The sequence below is a fragment of the Tolypothrix tenuis PCC 7101 genome, assembly GCF_963874875.1.
Lineage (GTDB): Bacteria > Cyanobacteriota > Cyanobacteriia > Cyanobacteriales > Nostocaceae > Aulosira > Aulosira tenue.
Genome location: NZ_CAWNJS010000001.1, coordinates 8,572,439 through 8,590,091, shown reverse-complemented (window position 1 = coordinate 8,590,091; position 17,653 = coordinate 8,572,439). Strand labels below are relative to the sequence as shown.

Annotated in this window: 10 protein-coding genes; 5 read left to right on the top strand and 5 right to left on the bottom strand. The window is 38.1% G+C overall.

Annotation, left to right across the window (positions count from 1 at the left end; translation table 11 throughout):
- Nucleotides 1-141 precede the first annotated feature (141 nt).
- Complete coding sequence (locus AACU25_RS33875) at nucleotides 142-2,181, bottom strand: calcium-binding protein (protein ID WP_096583221.1); 2,040 nt, start codon at nucleotides 2,179-2,181, stop codon at nucleotides 142-144.
- 295 nt (nucleotides 2,182-2,476) lie between these two features.
- Here AACU25_RS33875 and AACU25_RS33870 point away from each other — a divergent pair, with 295 nt between their 5' ends.
- The 4 genes from AACU25_RS33870 (at nucleotide 2,477) to AACU25_RS33855 (ending at nucleotide 7,761) form a co-directional block, all read left to right on the top strand.
- Nucleotides 2,477-2,893 carry a hypothetical protein gene (locus tag AACU25_RS33870; RefSeq protein WP_190446040.1) on the top strand — a complete coding sequence of 139 codons (417 nt, stop codon included), beginning with the start codon at nucleotides 2,477-2,479 and terminating at the stop codon, nucleotides 2,891-2,893.
- Between the two features lie 307 nt (nucleotides 2,894-3,200).
- Nucleotides 3,201-4,334 carry a S1C family serine protease gene (locus tag AACU25_RS33865; RefSeq protein WP_096583217.1) on the top strand — a complete coding sequence of 378 codons (1,134 nt, stop codon included), beginning with the start codon at nucleotides 3,201-3,203 and terminating at the stop codon, nucleotides 4,332-4,334.
- 66 nt (nucleotides 4,335-4,400) lie between these two features.
- On the top strand, nucleotides 4,401-4,991 hold the full coding sequence (locus tag AACU25_RS33860; RefSeq protein ID WP_096583215.1) for a COP23 domain-containing protein: 591 nt from the start codon (nucleotides 4,401-4,403) through the stop codon (nucleotides 4,989-4,991).
- Between the two features lie 124 nt (nucleotides 4,992-5,115).
- On the top strand, nucleotides 5,116-7,761 hold the full coding sequence (locus AACU25_RS33855; RefSeq protein ID WP_096583213.1) for a tetratricopeptide repeat-containing serine protease family protein: 2,646 nt from the start codon (nucleotides 5,116-5,118) through the stop codon (nucleotides 7,759-7,761).
- A gap of 35 nt (nucleotides 7,762-7,796) precedes the next feature.
- Here AACU25_RS33855 and AACU25_RS33850 read toward each other — a convergent pair whose 3' ends face one another.
- The gene (locus AACU25_RS33850) at nucleotides 7,797-8,576 is read right to left on the bottom strand and encodes a tetratricopeptide repeat protein (RefSeq protein WP_190446041.1); all 780 of its coding nucleotides are present in this window, start codon (nucleotides 8,574-8,576) and stop codon (nucleotides 7,797-7,799) included.
- Nucleotides 8,577-8,706: 130 nt separating this feature from the next.
- Nucleotides 8,707-13,248: an nSTAND1 domain-containing NTPase gene (locus AACU25_RS33845; protein ID WP_096583209.1), complete on the bottom strand. Its 4,542-nt coding sequence runs from the start codon at nucleotides 13,246-13,248 to the stop codon at nucleotides 8,707-8,709.
- A gap of 194 nt (nucleotides 13,249-13,442) precedes the next feature.
- On the opposite strand from AACU25_RS33845, the gene AACU25_RS33840 reads away from it, so the two are divergent.
- The gene (locus AACU25_RS33840; protein ID WP_096583207.1) at nucleotides 13,443-14,063 is read left to right on the top strand and encodes a Uma2 family endonuclease; all 621 of its coding nucleotides are present in this window, start codon (nucleotides 13,443-13,445) and stop codon (nucleotides 14,061-14,063) included.
- 65 nt (nucleotides 14,064-14,128) lie between these two features.
- Here the strand turns inward: AACU25_RS33840 and AACU25_RS33835 are convergent, their stop codons facing one another.
- Nucleotides 14,129-14,344: a DUF4351 domain-containing protein gene (locus tag AACU25_RS33835; RefSeq protein WP_321206900.1), complete on the bottom strand. Its 216-nt coding sequence runs from the start codon at nucleotides 14,342-14,344 to the stop codon at nucleotides 14,129-14,131.
- A 114-nt stretch (nucleotides 14,345-14,458) separates the two neighbouring features.
- The gene (locus AACU25_RS33830) at nucleotides 14,459-17,599 is read right to left on the bottom strand and encodes a tetratricopeptide repeat protein (protein ID WP_096583205.1); all 3,141 of its coding nucleotides are present in this window, start codon (nucleotides 17,597-17,599) and stop codon (nucleotides 14,459-14,461) included.
- Nucleotides 17,600-17,653: the final 54 nt, after the last annotated feature.

Genomic DNA, 17,653 nt, shown 5'->3' with positions numbered 1-17,653 from the left:
CTGACTATAAAGTGAGGCGATCGCAAGTCATACTCAAGTTAGTACCCAGTATGTCAAACTTGCGATGCCAAATGCGGGCTGTGTCTACGCTTGTATCTAGAGAAATTTAGCAGTAGGCGAGAAAGACCTTCTCAATCCTCATCAAATTTGGATCGTAAAATCTGATGCAGTCAGTGAGGGGTTACCTGTAAAGATAGCAAACTCTGCTCCAGTACCGAAGCCAGATGCAACTCCATTTTGATTGTAAAAGAGCGTTCCACTACTTTGGTTGTAAACAATTTTGGCAGAGCTAATAGCAGCTGCTGTATTGCTGCTAACTACAGCGAATTCATTGACAATGCTAAACCCATTACCAGCTATGCTTTGCAAAGCTGTAAAGGTAGTTTTATCCAGGATAATTTTATCGCTGCCTTTGACGAAATCCGTAATGCGATCGCTACCAATAGCTGCACTGCTAAAAGCAGCATTGGTATTGTAAAGGAAAAAATCAGCGCCACTGCCACCTGTTAAGATGTCATCACCTGCGCCGCCAATTAGGGTATCGTTACCATCTCCCCCAATTAAGGTATCTTTGCCACCTTCTCCACTGAGAGTATTATTGTTAGAGTTACCCGTGAGAACGTTGTCGAGGGAGTTGCCTGTCCCTTTCGTTCCTCCTCCCACTAAAATCAGGTTTTCTAGGTTAGCACCCAAGGTATAGCCCTGGGTAGAAGTATAAGGTGCTTGAACAGTATCGATTCCTTCGTCTGCATTCTCGATAATGATGTCATCATTTGAAACATTCACAATGTAAATATCGTTACCAGTACCACCCTTCATCACATCGAAGCCTGAATTAGCAATCAGGGTGTCATTACCAGCGCCACCTTCAAGAGTGTCATCTCCATTACCACCGTCAAGGGTGTCATTACCAGCACCACCATTCAAGATATTTTTACCTTGATTGCCAGTTAACTGATTATTCAGGGTATTACCAGTGCCATTAATTGCGGCTGAACCTGTGAGAATCAAGTTTTCTAGATTGGCTCCCAAGGTATAAGTAATAGAAGCTTTAACTGTATCAATTTCACTACTGATTGTAGAGGTTTCGGTGACGATATCTCCGGTGCTGTCAACAATGTAAGTATCGTTACCTGTACCCCCAGTCATGCGATCGCTACCTGCACCGCCATCAATGGTGTCGTTACCTGTACCCCCATCAATAGTGTCATTTCCATCGCCTGTATAGATAGTGTCATTTCCAGCGCCACTATTAATGATATCGTTGCCACCAACAGTATTAATGGTGTCATCTTTGCTCGTGCCGATGACTGTAAACTCCTCAATATCATGGAAACCAATGAAATCCAAGCGTGTATTATTTGTACTGCTGATTTGTCTAATGGCTGTGCCATAAATGCTACTGCCATTAAAACGCATACCAGTACCAGTATCACCAACAGAATAGTCTACGATGAGGCGGTCAATACCATCGCCACCATAAACAACATCACCATCATTGATACTTCCACCGCCTAGTCCGGCGTTAATTGTGTCATTACCTGCACCAGTTCTAATGAGATCGTTAGTCCGCAGTACAGCACCGTTAAAAATTCCCGAATGGGTAACAATGTCGTTACCACTGCCGGTAGTAATCGAAAATCCCTCAAAATTAATAGCAGTCACAACACCAGAAATATTGATATTGGTGAGGTCAGAAAGGTTAAGGTTAGCCGTTTGGGTGGAGAGGTCGAGGGTAAGGTAATCTAAGCCAGAACCACCATCTAAAGTACCAGCAACAGCAGTCACGCTGTCATTACCAGCACCCGCTTGAATGACATTGTTGCCATAGAATGTTTTGATAGTGTCATCTTTGCTAGTACCGATGACGGTGAATTTCTCAATATTTTTGAAGGCGACGTAATCCAATAGAGAACCGCTTTGATGTCGATTAGTAGTGCCTAAATTAGGGTTAACACCACTATTAAAAGACATAGCGCCCCCCGTATCACCAACGGAGTAGTCTATGATGAGGTGGTCAAAACCTTCACCACCATCAACATGGTCATCTTTAACTAGTCCAGGGTTAATGGTGTCGTTACCAGCACCAGTGCTGATAGTATCATTACTGCGAAACACTGCGCCATTGACAGAAACTGGTCTGATAACAGTGTCGTTGCCGCTACCTGTGATAATTTCCATGATTTTCTGTTTTTAAGGTGGGTAAAAAAGAATGCGCTAGAAGTATTTCGCAGCCAAATCCCATAAATTACGCAAACTAGCAAATTTTTTTCAGAGGGTGATCGCTGGCGATCGCTCTGCCAAAGCCTCCGGCTAACGCACTAAGAACTGCACAATAAAGTTTTTGGCAGTGTGCGTAATTTTTTCAATCTAACTACGAACTACTTAAAGAACAGACTTGGTTGCAATACAAAAGGTTAGATTGATGGTTACTCTCTCTAAGAAAAATGATTCTGACAATAGCTTTGACAAACAAATGCCCCGTTTTCCATCCTTACTCAAGACAATGTTTGTCATACCAACATTAGTCTTGAGTACGATCGCAGCTACTCATAAACCTGCACTTTCTGCTCAAGACTGCCCTTTTCAAGTTCATAATTCTGCCAATAGTTATGTAACCAGAATTGTAACTGAAGAGAAAAATATGTTCTTCTTGTTACCTCTGAATCTGCGTACAAGGATTGAAGAATGCACATACTTTGCTAACGAAGGTGCTTTTATTGCCTATGTGAGAATGGACTGGCAACACCCTTGGGAAGAAAATAAACCCTATGCTGCAATTGTGAGAATTCAAGGGGATCAAAGGTACTGGAATTGGGAACTCAAGAACTTTAACGCTAATTTAGGGCAGCATCTATTAACTGTAGGTTTTCTCAAAACTCTAAGTCAATAGTATTTAGTTACAGAGTCTACCTCTGCAAAATATAAACTTTTGTAACCAAAATACCTCTGTGCGTATAAACCATAGGCTTCAGATGAAATTCCCATAGAAGCAAGCGATCGCTTGCCTAAATAAAACATCTATGTATTCAGGGAAAAAAATGAAGCTTGTGGTTAAATATGCCAAAATTTTAGCAAAATTAACCGAATCTTTATAGTCTTTACGGTTTCAAAAACTTTAAACTTGTGCTGTGTGCTGAAAAGTGTCCGAATTTCCGATTTGGCTTGTTTTCGATTATACAACAATATGTTCTTAAGCAATGAAAAACCAATTCTTACAATTTGGCACGCTAGCAATTTGTACTATATTGACTGTGATTAGTGGCACTAGTATTGAACAGCTACTACCGAATAATGATAGTACAGCCGTAGCGCAAACAGCAGAGGAAGGAATTTCCCAGCAAATTTATCAAAAAGCCAGTCCTGCTACAGTCACAATTCAGACGGGTAGAGGTCATGGTAGTGGTTTTGTTGTTAGTCAAGATGGATTAATTGTTACCAACGCCCATGTGATTAAACCATCACCAAGGAAAGGGGAAAACCCGGACAATTATAATCCTTATGATTTTCCTAGCGTTGTGACTGTGATTTTTGCTGATGGGCGAACAGTAGCGGCTGATGTGTTGGGTTTTGGTAAAGGAGGAGTAGATTTAGCTATTCTCAAAATCCACAATCAAAAAAACTTGACTACACTACCTTTGGCTAAGGCTGGATCTGCTTCAGTAGGCGATCGCATTTTTGCTTTGGGGACTCCCCTGCATACAGACTTTAAAGATAATTTTACGCAAGGCTACATCACTCGCATCAACTCAGCAGATGGCGAAATTGAACATGATGCAAGGATAATGGGTGGTAATTCTGGTGGGCCTCTCCTGAATACCCAAGGTCAAGTAGTGGGAGTGAATACAGCAGGGATTGGGGAACTGAATACAGGTATGAACTTTGCTATCCCAGTTTCGCAAGTTCATTCTTTCATCGCCGCAGCTAGAAGAAAAGAAATTTCTAGCGTACCCACTATATTTAAACCCCAGGAAAAACCAAATCCTACCACTATCTCACTCAATGGTCGAGTGATTAACGATAACTTAGGTAAAAGCCGTCTAGTTAGAGACAATGGTAGTTTTGTCAATTTGTACCAATTTCAAGGTCAGACTGGTCAACAAGTAGTCATTGAAATGAACAGTCAAATGTTCAACTCAGTGCTAATTTTGTACCAACTTACGAGTGATGGTCGGCGTAAAGAAATCGCCCGAAATAATGACAAAGGGCCTGGTGATTTGAATGCACAGATTATCACTACATTGCCAGAAAGTGGGGTTTATTTAATATTTGCCAGTTCTCTAGATCCAGGAGAAACAGGCAATTATGTTTTACAAGCAACGACTAAACCCTAAATCAACACCATTTTTGAATCGGATTTCGCTGAATTCAACTTTAGTTTAGTTTACATAATTAGACCTATGCAAAACTCCAAAAAATTTATTAACTTAGTCTTTGCTGTTTGCACAACAATTACTAGCTTTGCCTATATTTCTCCTAGTTTCAGTCAATCAACGGCTGCTAAATCACAGCCTTCTCAAGTAACTTTTGTGTGTACAAAAAAATTTGACCAAGCAAGTGGCGAAAGAATACCAACCACGGCTGCTTGGATTCCTGAAAAAAGAAATCATGTATATTTTATCGGCTGGAAATCTGAATATTTTCCCGCATGGAATCCAGAAAAACGCTGTGAACACGTAACTCAGAAATTCCAAGAATTTTACTCCCAGAATCGCTTAAATTACATCACAGGCGGCACACACAACGGTTATCCGATTATTTGTGGAGTTACTAGCCTAGCAGAAACTTGCAATCTAGATAATCAACTATTTACCCTGAAATCTGGTGTTAATCCGAATGAAGTTATCCGCAGACTGATGGATATTTCAGAAGGTAAAGCATCAGAACCACTACTGCAAAATTCAGGTCATCAGATATATATTCCTGTACAAGCTTTCTTAGCTCAATCACCTATTATGGATATCGAACCATCAGCCAATACTCAGCAATAATCTAATAAGTGTGGAGTGCATTTTCTTGTGTGACAGCACTCCATCTTATGATTAAGAATTAGTTAGCTTACTTTTCGTTTTTGGCGAGTATTACGAATTATAAATTAAAAATTGATTACTTCTGATGAAAAAAATCATTATCCTAATTACCTGTTTAACTCTTTTACCCATCCCCGTCATAGCTAAAGAAAACCAACCCCAAACTTGTGAAATAGAACCCGCCCAAGCAGAAAGCGGCGAATACTCTCCACAACAACTGCAAACCCTAGCTAGCCAAACCACAGTCAGAGTTATCGGAAATAGCAACGGCGGTTCGGGAACACTACTCACCAAACGAGGTAATACTTACTTAGTCGTTACTAACTCCCATGTCATCACAGGTGTAAACGACATCAAAATCCAAACTACAGACAACAAAACCCACACAGCAAAACTTATTCCCAACCCCAACTTAGAAAACCTCGACCTAGCCCTGCTAGAATTTCAAACAAATCAAAACTACTGTCTTAGACAAATCGCAAATTTCATCCCCAAAAAGCAAACACCAGTCATCGCCGCCGGATATTCCATCGAAAAAAGAGAAATAGTCTATCGCCCTGGAACAGTGGAACAAATACCAGATAGACCACTCAAAGAAGGATATCAAATTGGTTACACCAGCGATATCGAACAAGGAATGAGTGGTGGTGCAATTATCAATAGTCGCGGAGAACTCATAGGTATTAATGGTAAAAGTGCCTATCCCCTACAAAACACAGGTTTTATCTATGCAGATGAAACAAAGCCCACAGAAGCAGAAATTCAACAAATGCGAACAGTCAGTTGGGGAATACCAGTTTCTACCTTTTTAGCGCAGGTAGACCAAAAAACATTAACAGCCTACTCCCTTCCCCTACCAAATGTGCGAGATAGCCTACCACAACCGCAACTTACAGGATGGTTAGGAGAATTAGAACGAAAAGCTAAACAAATCACGGTCAGAATTGACAGTACAAGTGGCGCAAATGGTTCAGGAATTATTATTGCTAAAAATGGCGATACATACACAGTATTGACAGTAGCGCACGTTGTTTGTGAAAGACCAGATGCTACTCAACCATGTGGTGATTATAAATATCAAATACTTACGCCTGATAGTAAACAATATCCTGTAGAAAAAAGTACGATTAAAACGGAAGAGGGTGTAGATTTAGGAGTTGTTAAATTTACAGCTAATAATCAGAATTATCAAGTTGCAACTTTAGCAAATTATAATCCGAATAATTTTGACTATATTTTTACTGCGGGATATCCCAAATTAGGAAATAGTTCGCCTTGGCGATTGACAATGGGAACAATTTTTGAAACGGAACAGGGATCATTAGAAACTCGTCAATCAGATTTTCAAAGTGAAAATGATAGCAGATTACGAACATCACCTTCCTTAACTGGAGGCTATGAATTAGTTTACACCAGCATCACCTATGGAGGAATGAGTGGTGGGCCAATACTAGATTCAAACGGTCGAGTTATTGGGATTCATGGACGCGCAGAAGCAGAAGTAGCTTATGATCAGAAAACTGGAGATTGTGGGATTAATGCTGAATGTCAAACACAAATTGGCTTTAGTTTAGGTATTCCTGTGAGTACATTTTTAGGGTTGGCGACGCGCTTTGATATTACATCACAAAAAGTAGAAAACACAAAACCACTCCAGCTAAATACACATCAAGTCAAGTCTATTGAAGAAACAGTATTATCAAATAATATCTCTCAAACAAATACTATAGCTAGTCAAGGGTTAGAAAGAGGAAATCAACTGTGGAGATTAAATCGTTTATCAGAAGCTGTCGCAGCTTTTGATAAAGTGATTGAGCAAAAACCATCATTTGTTTACTTGGCTTATTATGGCAAGGGTTTAGCATTAGGCTGGGATGGGAAATATCAAGAAGCTATGGTTGCATTTGAGCAAGCAGTGAAACTCAAAGATGACTTTATTCCTGCTTGGCTGAGTTTAAGTGTGGCCTATGGGAAATTAAACCAACCAAAAATAGCATTATTAGCGATAGATAAAGCTATACAAAAGCAACCAAAAAATCCCATACTGTATAACCAAAAATCTCTAATTTTAGGAGATATGCAAGAGTATAAAGAAGCGGAAGCAGCAATAAATGAGGCCATTAAACTTAGTCCTCGTGCTGTATTCTACACCAATCGTGGCGTTTTATACTATGAACAGAATCAATGGGAATTAGCTCTGACTGATTACACAAAGGCTATTCAAATTAATCCTCAAGATGCTCTTACTTACAATAACCGTGGAAATTTATATTCTGCTCTGAATCAATGGAAATTAGCTTTTGATGATTATGCAAAGGCTATTCAAATGAACCCTCAATATGCTGATGCTTATTACAATCGTGGTATTCTATACAAAAATCAGGAGCAATGGGAATTAGCCTTAGCTGATTATACTCAAGCTATTCGGATTAACTCTCAATTTGCTCAAGCTTATAACAACCGTGGTGTTTTATACTCTGAACTTAAGCAATGGGAATTAGCCTTAGCTGATTATACTCAAGCTATTCGGATTAATAATCAGCACGCTGAAGCTTATGGAAACATAGGATTAGTTTATGCACAAATTGGTAATAAACAAAAAGCTATTGAAAATTTCCAAAGAGCAGCCCAACTATTTCAAGCTCAAGGTAATACTGCTGATTATGAAAAAGTGATGAATATATTAAAACAGTGTAAAACAATATCAAAGTCTTTGTGTATATACATTTGATGCTTTTTTTAAACCTACTTTTTATCTAAGTTCCACTAATTACGAATTTTTTCCAGTGCTTCAATAGTTGCTTGTCTTCTTTGATATTTCGCACCTTGACATTTGCTAACTAACCTCTTAAATTTTTGCAGTGCTGTATTCCTATCTCCATTTCTCAAAGCCATACGCCCTTGCTGTTCCAATTGTTCGCAAGATTCAGGTGAAACAGTTGAAGAATTTATAGGATTTTTCAAGTCTTGCGATTCTTGTAGCACTTGCAATCTACTGAGTGATTGAGTTTTTATATCTAATTGATCGATAATATCCCAGATGCTTAGAACTTCTGCAAATTGATCTGTTTTTAACAACTCTAAACTTTGTTGCTGATAAAGTTCTGTTGCTACTTGAAAATCTACTAACTTTTTTTCCGTCTCTTCTTGGATCGAGCCTCTCTGATGATAAGCTGCTGCATATAGAGGATTCAGTTGAATTGCTTGACTAAAATCTGTAATTGCTTTGCGTTTATATTCTGCAACTTTATCTATCAGTGCAAAAGGGCAAACAATTCTTAATTTATCAACTATTTCACAACCTGGTATATTTCCATCCGAATTCAATGGTTGTGGTTGGGTATATCGAACATAAATTAAACCTCGTTGATAATAGGCTTCTGCATTTTTAGGATCTATTTTTATAGCTTGTGTAAAGTCTGATAACGCCCCTGAATAATCTTGTTGTTTAACTTTAAGTTTACCTTTTAAAAGCCAGTTAGTAGCTGTCTGTTGTTGGGTAGGGATGGGAGATGCTTCAACTTTTGAAATTACTACGTTATACATAGTAGAAGTAGCAATTATCAGGCTAAGACAAGTAACAGGTATTTTGAGGCAGAACATGAGAGTAATTGGTAATTATAATAACTCTGGTTTTTGTTGATTGCTCATATAGAAAATATTTTACAATGCTCGCTCAACTACAAATATTGCGATCGCCTACATCTAACTCTTGATTTGTCGTCAAATAATCTTGCAACCAATCACAACTACGTTTTTGTAAATCACTAATATTGAAATTCCATAAAATTACATGATTTTTGATGTCTACAGAAGCTAGAAAGTTCCCATCTAAACTTAAATTAAATTGAGAAATATCTGCTTTATGTCCTACGAGGGTATGCAGTAGTTCTCCATCCAAATTCCAAAACTGAATTTTGTTTGCACTGGCTGTAATCATAACCTCGCCGTTAGGACTGAAAGCAATATCAGATACATTGTCGCTATGTGCTATGCTACGTAGCATTTCACCAGTTTGACTATCCCAAAGCTTCACAGTTTTATCGGCTGCTGCCGTCGCAATTATTCTCCCATTGGGACTAAAATTAACGTGAGAAACATTATCTTTATGTCCTGATAAAGTTTTTAATAAATCTCCAGATAAATTCCACAGTTTTACTGTTTTATCTCCAGCCATTGCTAAAGTCTTACCGTCAGGACTAAAGTTAATTCTAGTTAGAAACTGATTATCAGTCTGCCAGCTTTTTAATAAATTACCTTCTAGGTTCCAAATTTTTACTTTTTTGTCAATTCTGCTAATCGTGACAATCTGATTATCATCAGGACTGAAACTAATATCTTGAATAGGTTCAAAGATATTTGCATTCTGAGGAGTAATATCATGTCCCTGCCAACTTTTTAATAAGTTTCCTGATAAATCCCAAAGTTTAATTTGATTATCTTCACCAATGGTGACTATATTTTTACCTTGGGGATGAAAAATTACTTTGATAATTTCTGTGCTATGTGCTTTAAAGCTTTGTACTAATGTCCCATCCCGTCGTCGCAAGCTGACGATACCTTGTTGATTACTGACTGCGATAGTTTCCTTATCTGGACTGATAGCTACATAATTACCAGAGACAGTTGGTAAAATACCTTGTAAACGCCAAAGTTTCACCGTTTTATCTGCACTTGCACTTGCTAAAATTTGACCATCAAGACTAAAACTTACCTCTGATGCTTTCCCACCATGTCCTGCAAATTTGTAGAGTTCTTTTTTATCTTTAATACTCCAAACTCTAACTGTATCATCAGCACTTGCAGAGGCGATTAATTCACCATCGGGACTAAAACAGACATCTAAAACTTCATCACTATGAGCAGTAAATGTATCTAATAATTTACCTGTTATATCCCATACCTTCACACTTTTATCTTTACTACCTGTAACTAAAGTTTGACCATTTGGACTAAAATTGACACTGAGAACCGCATCATTATGACCTTGTAAATTTGTTAATAATTTGCCTTCTCTACTCCAGACTTTTACAGTATTATCAGCACTGGCGGTTGCCAATTTTTGACCATCCGCACTAAAACTTAAATGCCAAATTTTTTTATTATGAGCAGAAATAGTTTTTAAGAGTTTACCATCAATTGTCCAGAGCTTGACTTGACCGTTTTTTGTAGCAGTTGCTATAGTTTGACCATCAGGACTAATGTTAGTTGCCCATAATCCATCTTTTTCGAGAAAATTTAAAATAGGTTTCTCTACAAATAAATTGATTGCAGAATTATATCGCCAAACAGTAATTTTATTATCAAAACTAGCCGTTATTAAATATTGATTATCAGGGCTAATAATTACACTAAAAATATGATTATTATTTACCTTCAGGGTTTGCAGTAAGTTTCCCTTGCGTCCCCATAGCTTAATTTGGTTTCGGCTGGCTGATGCTAATATCTGACCGTTAGAACTGAAGTTAAGACTGGCAACTTCGTCTGGATGTCCTGTTAAGCGGTTGTATTCGCGGATTTGATTGATAACTTCGAGATTATTACCTAATATACCTATCTTAGTGCTGTTATCTAAATTGGTTAATGTTTTTAAACTTGTCAAACTTTTTAATATTGGTATTAATCCTGCTATTTCATCTCCTGAGTTAGTTAAAGATTTACCTGCAAGACTTAGGGATTTTAACTCGTTAATTTGTGCTTGTTGACGTTGAAAATCGGCTTGTTGCCATTGAAAGAAGGCGAAGCAAGCGAATATTGAAGTTACTATTATTCCGCCAGTCAAACCGATAATTTTTGTTCTTTTAGCATTAAGTTCTTTTTGTTCTTCTCTTTGCCGCAGTGCTAAACTTAAATTAATAAAATCCTGTTCATAATTACTAATTTCTGTCGGGCGTTGCATTAACCATATTTCGGCATCAAATAGAGGTTTTCCCCGCAATAAACCCCCATCATCTTGATGACTATTTTCCCATTGTCGGATGTTTACCCTTAATTGTTCTTGCCAACGGCGGAACTCTCCATGATTAATCATCCATTGTTTCAATGTGCGCCAGTGTTTAATTAATGTTTCATGAATAATTTCCACGGTTTCAATTTTAGTCAATTCGTTACGGTTAGTTACAACTAACCGCGCATCTGCTAACTGTGCGACTAAATGCCAATTTGCTTCCCCAATTTCCTCACGAGTCGCTAAACGACGGACATCTGCGTTGTGTTCTCCTGGTTGCACTAGCTGAATAAATATCTGTTGCACCTTTTCCTTGTCTGCTGTACTCAGTTGGGTGTAGATTAAATTTGCATGGCTGGCTAGGGCGGTTTCTATTCCCCCAATGTCTGTGTATGCTTGATGGGTTAGCCATCCTTGTTGTTGCTGTTGCCACAACTGAGTTAAGGTAAATTCGAGTAAGGGTAAGTGACTGGGAGACTCTAACACCGCATCAATGAGGCGTTGGGTTAATCCTGGTTCTAATTGTACATTCAGACTATGGGCAGGTTGAGTGATCGCACTCTCTAACTCTACGGCATTCATCGCACCCAAATTTAATTGGGCATCTTGTAAGGCATCGCTCAAAGGACGGTAAGATAAAGCTTCACCAAAAAAATCGGCTCTTAAGGTTAAAACTAAGGTAAAGTTGGGAACAAACTTCACCGCATTCAGGAGACGATCTAAAAAGATTGTGCGTTCTTTAGTATCCTGACAAAGAGTGTAGAGTTCTTCAAATTGGTCAGCAATCACAACTATATGAGATTTGGGTGAGGCTGTAATGGTAGACTCTAAAAAGTCTTGCAAGGCAGTATCGCTGTTTCTTAACTCGACTTCCAATTCCAACTCTCGCAATCTTTCCCTATTCCCCAATCCTTGAGAAAGTGCGATCGCTAAAGATTCTAACGGATTATTCCCAGGACGAAAAGACACAATCTGCCAAAGATGACTTTTATCTCGCTTCAATTGGGGAATCAACCCCGCAAACACCAGCGAAGATTTTCCACTTCCTGAAGCCCCAACAACGGCTACTAAATTTTTTTGCTTCACCGCAGTTACTAACTGCTGCGTCACCGTTTCTCGTCCATAAAAATAGGGTGCATCTGCTTCTTGAAAAGCCGCTAAACCCTGATAGGGACATTTAGCTACAGCCCCCATACTCTGCCAAGTGGGAGGTGTTGATAACAAATTTTGTATAATTACAGGCAACCAACTAGCACAAGGATATTCTGTTTCTAAACCCTGTAATTTTTTGCGGGAAATACTTACAGATTGATAGAAAGATTTTCCCCTTGTAAACTGTTGCATAAAGTCTTTTAAAAAGTGATGGGCTACCTTATCTGGTACGGGTTCGCGCATCACAATTATTTGGGGAATATGCAGACTTTCTAACTCAGATGCAATTCCCAAGCCATCGCAAGAATTAAAAAAAGCGAACTGTAACCCTTTGGTAACGGCGGTTTGCAGCCCATACCGCAACTCTTCCATTGTTAAGCTATCGGTGCGATTGAGAAAAATTCTCCCTTTTGTTGACTCTGTACGACTATGACCAGAGAAAAATATCATATCCCAGCCTGTGTCATCCCAGAGATATTTGTTGAGTTCTGCGGGTGTAGGTTCAGCTAAAACGACGATTTCGGCGGCTTCTTGGCAATATTGTTTGAGTAATTTTTCATCTTCAGCAACGTTAATACCTTCACTATTGCCCAAGATAATTAAAATGCGGGGATTTAGGCGTAGACTTTTTGGCAGTCTGTAGGATGACAAAGAACTAAAAGCTATCTCTGCATAAGCATAAGGCTCAAATAAATCCCATAAATGCCAAGGTAATTTTCGCTGTTGAGTTTCATTTGTGCGAATAATGACGCGCACTTCGTCAGCAATATTTAAATGTGTTAAGCATAATTCCTTAATTTGTCGTAATGAATCTGCTTGTAACCAAGTAATAAAATTTTGTTTGAGAATATCCGTTTGAGTGTAACATTCTTGTTTTAAAGCTTGAAATTTAACATTAGTAATCTGGTCTTTTTTCGGTTTAATGCGGTATCCATCCAGACTACGATAACTTTTAGACCAATCTTGATAGATGTTAGGTAGGGTAGGAAGGGGAGATAATTTTAAGGCGTTGTCACTTAACTCGACATCAGCAGGCGAACCATCTTCGCCAATTTCTAGACTAACGCGAAACCCCTCATAGAAGTCACCATCCAGTTTGAGGACAACTAATTTGTTCATCACTCCTACCCCAGCAAAAACCTCTCTCTATTTTCAATTCGGTTTGCTTGGCAATATTTTACGCGAATGTCTAAGATTATTACAAAAATTTACTCTATGTAAATAGCGATCGCGCTACCATATCCCATAGCTTGAGAACTATAGTGTGCAAGACTTTGGTGCTAAACTTTAAACCAGAGTCAGGAGCAAGTCTCATGTTTCAAGCTTTACCGAAAACAGTAACTTTTGCAGAATTCCTGAATTGGAAGCCAGATGGCGGATGTTACGAATTACATGATGGGGTAATTGTTGAAATGCAGCCAGTAGGAGATCATGAAGAGATTAATGGTTTTTTAGCTGGCGAAGTAACTTACGAGTTTAAAAGATTAAAACTTCCTTACATCATACCCAAGCAAGCACTTGTCAAAATTCCTGATAAAGAGTCTGGGTATTCACCCGATGTAATAGTGATTAATCAAAACCATCTTTCATCAGAACCGATGTGGAAAAAATCTTCAACGGTGACTCAAGCTGCATCTGTTCCCCTAGTTATAGAAGTTGTGAGTACCAATTGGAAAGATGATTATGCACACAAGCTAGTTGACTATGAAACTTTCGGCGTTCCTGAATATTGGATTGTGGATTATTTAGCTTTGGGTGGTAGGCGGTACATAGGTAATCCCAAACAACCAACTATTTCTATTTACTATTTAGTAGAAGATGAGTATCAAGTTAACCAGTTTCGAGGAAGCGATCGCCTGATATCCCCAACATTCCCAGAGTTAAATTTGACTGCTGAACAGATTTTTCAAGCTGGGCGATCGTCAACCGAGTGAAACCCAAATAAACCGAGTATTTTCGCTGTTGGGTTACACTCCCAGAAGCAAAGCTAAAAATAATACTAAGCTTGATATTGCACTAACCAAGCTTCTAAATCAGTTAAACTAGAAAAATCAAGTAAAGCCTCTGCTAAATCATCTAACTGCGTTGATTCCAAAGCTTGAATCTTCAATAATTGTGCAGGTGGTACAGTTCCAACTTTACGGCGAAGTAGTCGTGTCACAATCGCCAAAGCTTTTTCCTGCTGAATATCCTGATAAATTACAGACTCGCGCATAGCATCACTCCGTAATAACCTTGTAATCCTTAAGTTTCTTTGCGCCTACCCTGCGGGAAGCCGCTCCGCGTCTATGCGCCTTTGCGTGAGAAAAAATCCTTCCATTTATGATGTTTATTGTTGTAATTCTTTTAAGAAATTTATCACTCTTTCATAACTAACAGTGTTCTCTTGAGCTTGGAAAAGTCGGGCTGCTTGCTGTAAATCTTGAATAGCTTTCTGTTTATCACCTTTTTCAGAGTAAACTAACCCCCGATTGTAATAAGCATTAGCTTTATCAGGATTAATAGTAATAGCTTTAGTATAATCAGCAACAGCTAAATCCCATTCCTGGAAGTTTTGGTAAAGAAGCCCACGATTGTTGTAAGCTATATCTAACTTAGGATCAATCGCAATAGCTTTGGTATAATCAGCTAGAGCTAAATCCCACTTTTTAAGCTCTTCATAAAGAAGCCCACGATTGTGGTAAGCAACAGCATCATTAGGATTAATTGCAATATTTTTGTTGAAATCAGCTAGAGCTAAATTCCACTTTTTAAGCTCATAATAAAGAATTCCTCTATTTTTGTAAGCCAGAGCAAACATAGGATTGATTTTAATAGCTTTATTATAATCATTTAAAGCTAGATTAAATTCTTGAAGCTTATAGTAAAGTATCCCTCGATTATAGTAAGCTGGAGCTAATATAGGATTAATTTCAATAGCTTTATTATAATCATTTAGAGCTAAATTAAATTCTTGAAGCTTATAATAAAGACCTGCTCGGTTATTATAAATATCAGCATCATTAGGATTAATTGCAATGACTTTGTTGTAATCAGTTAGAGCTAAACCCCATTGATTCTGCTCATCGTATACAACACCACGATTGTAGTAAGCTTGAGCCAATTCAGGATCAATTGCAATAGCTTTGTTGAAATCAACTAGAGCTAAATCCCATTTTTGAAGCTCTTTGTAAATAAACCCTCGGTTATTATAACCATAAGCAAACTCAGAATTAATTGCAATAGCTTTGTTGAAATCAACTAGAGCTAAATCCCATTTTTGAAGCTCTTCGTAAATAAGCCCTCGGTTATTATAACCATAAACAGATTCAGGATTAATTGTAATAGTTTTATTGAAATCAGCTAAAGCTAAATTCCATTTCTTAAGCTGATAGTATAAAACACCACGATTGTTGTAAAATACAGCGCGTGGATGAATCTCAATAGCCTTATTTATTGTTATTTCTGCTTCTAGATATCGTTTTAAACCATTTAAAATCGCGTATTTTTCATTATACAAGTTTGGGTTGTTTGGCTGTTGTATAATTGCTTTTTCTATAGCTACCAATGCTTTATCTAGTTGCTTGAATCGTCGGTGAAATACACTTAGTGATTGCCAAGCACTAACAAAGTCTGGTTTGAGTTTAACTGCTGACTCTAACGCGGCTATTGATTCTTTATATTTTCTATCTTGGAATAATACCAAACTCTTACCATAATAAGCTAAATAAACAAAATTAGAGTTTTGTTTAATTACTGTATCAAATGCTATAACTGCTTCCTCACTACGACGTAACCTCCACAGTTGATTTCCCCTTTCTATCCATTGACGCGCTGTTGTATTCCCTCTGGAGACATTAATTGACAATACAGCTTCTTGAATAGCCTTACTTTGTTGTGTATTGAGTTGTGGTGCAGAAATAGTTTCTACTTTCTGTGGCTGTACTTCAAATCGTTTTGCTATTCCTAAAAAAGTACTGACTGGAATGCCTAAACTATAGCCTAGTTGTATTTGCTCTTTTGTATATTGTTCGTAAATTTGCCCTTCTGCGCGTCCATGAATCCCAATCACTCTTCCTAAAGAATCTAATACAGGGCCACCACTCATCCCACCATAAGTAATGCTAGTATAAACTAATTCATATCCTCCCGTTAGGGAACTGGCTGTTTGTAATCTACCAGAGCTATCAGTTTGGAAATCGGATTGTCTAGATTGGAGCAATCCCAGTTCTTTTTCAAAAATCTGCCCTATTGTTAACCGCCAAGGAGAGTATTTATCACCTAATTTGGGATAACCCGCAGTAAACATATAGTTACCAGTATTAGGATTATAATTTGCTAAAGTCGCAACTTGATAATTCTGGTTACTAGCAGTAAATTTAAAAACACCTAAATCTACACCTTCTTCTGTTTTAATCGTGCTTTTATCTACAAGATATTGTTTACCATCGGGCGCAAGTATTTGATATTTATAATCACCACAAGGCTGTTTAGCCTCTTGTCTTTCACAAAGGACGTGTGCTGCTGTTAATACTGTATATGTATCTCCATTTTTAGCAATTATTACCCCAGAACCATTTGCGCCACTTGTACTGTCAATTCTGACGGTAATTTTTTTGGCTTTCTCTTCTAATTCCCCTAACCATCCGGTTAATTTAATTGGGCTATTACTATCAGGACTTTTTGGTAAAGGTAAAGAATAAGCTGTCAATATTTCTGTATTCACCTGTGCTAAAAAGGTGGATACTGGTATTCCCCAACTGAGTTTTCGCATTTCTTGGATTTCTGCTTCTGTGGGACGAGAATTATCAGGATACACATAACCTGTATTTAAAATAGGATAAGCACTTCTACCATTTATCCCAATTAGTTCTCCACGCGAGTTAAGAATTACTCCGCCACTCATTCCTTGTTCAATGTCGCTAGTGTAACCAATTTGATATCCTTCTTTAAGCGGTCGTTGTGCAATTTGTTGAATTTTACCTGTGCGAAATACTAACTCTCCTTTTTCTGAAGAATATCCCGCCGCCATAACTAATGTCTCTGGGTTGGGAACTGACGCAGCAATTTCTTGGGGTAGACAATAAGTTTGGTTTGACTGGAATTGAATTAAGGCTAAATCAAATTTATCGAAGTTAGTTTTGGGCAGAATTTGTGCAGAATAAGTTTTACCATCAGATGTTTGTAATTTAATGCTGTTCACTCCTCTCACAACATGGGAGTTAGTCATCACTAAGTAGGTATCACCTTTTTTCGCAAGTAATGTTCCCGAACCGCCGTTATTGTCACCAATGACTTTTACTGTAATATTCTTAGCGAGGCTTTGCAGTTTTTTTTCTGAATATTCCCCGGTTTCTGGGTTTTCTGGTGCGATTTTGCAAGCAGTAGTTTCTACTTCTGCTTGAGAGATTTTATCCAAGAATGTTTGAGTAGCAAAAGTGTGGGAGGGTAACAAAAGTAAGGAAGCTATCAGGATAATAGTTTTATTCATAAAAACTAGACGATTTGGTTTTGCGAACAAAGACTGTGTGAATCTCACGCAGAG

Coding starts and splice junctions, on each gene's coding strand:
- AACU25_RS33870 (WP_190446040.1), top strand. CDS start 2,477: ATGCCCCGTTTTCCATCCTTACTCAAGACAATGTTTGTCATACCAACA.
- AACU25_RS33835 (WP_321206900.1), bottom strand. CDS start 14,344: ATGCGCGAGTCTGTAATTTATCAGGATATTCAGCAGGAAAAAGCTTTG.
- AACU25_RS33865 (WP_096583217.1), top strand. CDS start 3,201: ATGAAAAACCAATTCTTACAATTTGGCACGCTAGCAATTTGTACTATA.
- AACU25_RS33850 (WP_190446041.1), bottom strand. CDS start 8,576: ATGTATAACGTAGTAATTTCAAAAGTTGAAGCATCTCCCATCCCTACC.
- AACU25_RS33855 (WP_096583213.1), top strand. CDS start 5,116: ATGAAAAAAATCATTATCCTAATTACCTGTTTAACTCTTTTACCCATC.
- AACU25_RS33830 (WP_096583205.1), bottom strand. CDS start 17,599: ATGAATAAAACTATTATCCTGATAGCTTCCTTACTTTTGTTACCCTCC.
- AACU25_RS33875 (WP_096583221.1), bottom strand. CDS start 2,181: ATGGAAATTATCACAGGTAGCGGCAACGACACTGTTATCAGACCAGTT.
- AACU25_RS33840 (WP_096583207.1), top strand. CDS start 13,443: ATGTTTCAAGCTTTACCGAAAACAGTAACTTTTGCAGAATTCCTGAAT.
- AACU25_RS33845 (WP_096583209.1), bottom strand. CDS start 13,248: ATGAACAAATTAGTTGTCCTCAAACTGGATGGTGACTTCTATGAGGGG.
- AACU25_RS33860 (WP_096583215.1), top strand. CDS start 4,401: ATGCAAAACTCCAAAAAATTTATTAACTTAGTCTTTGCTGTTTGCACA.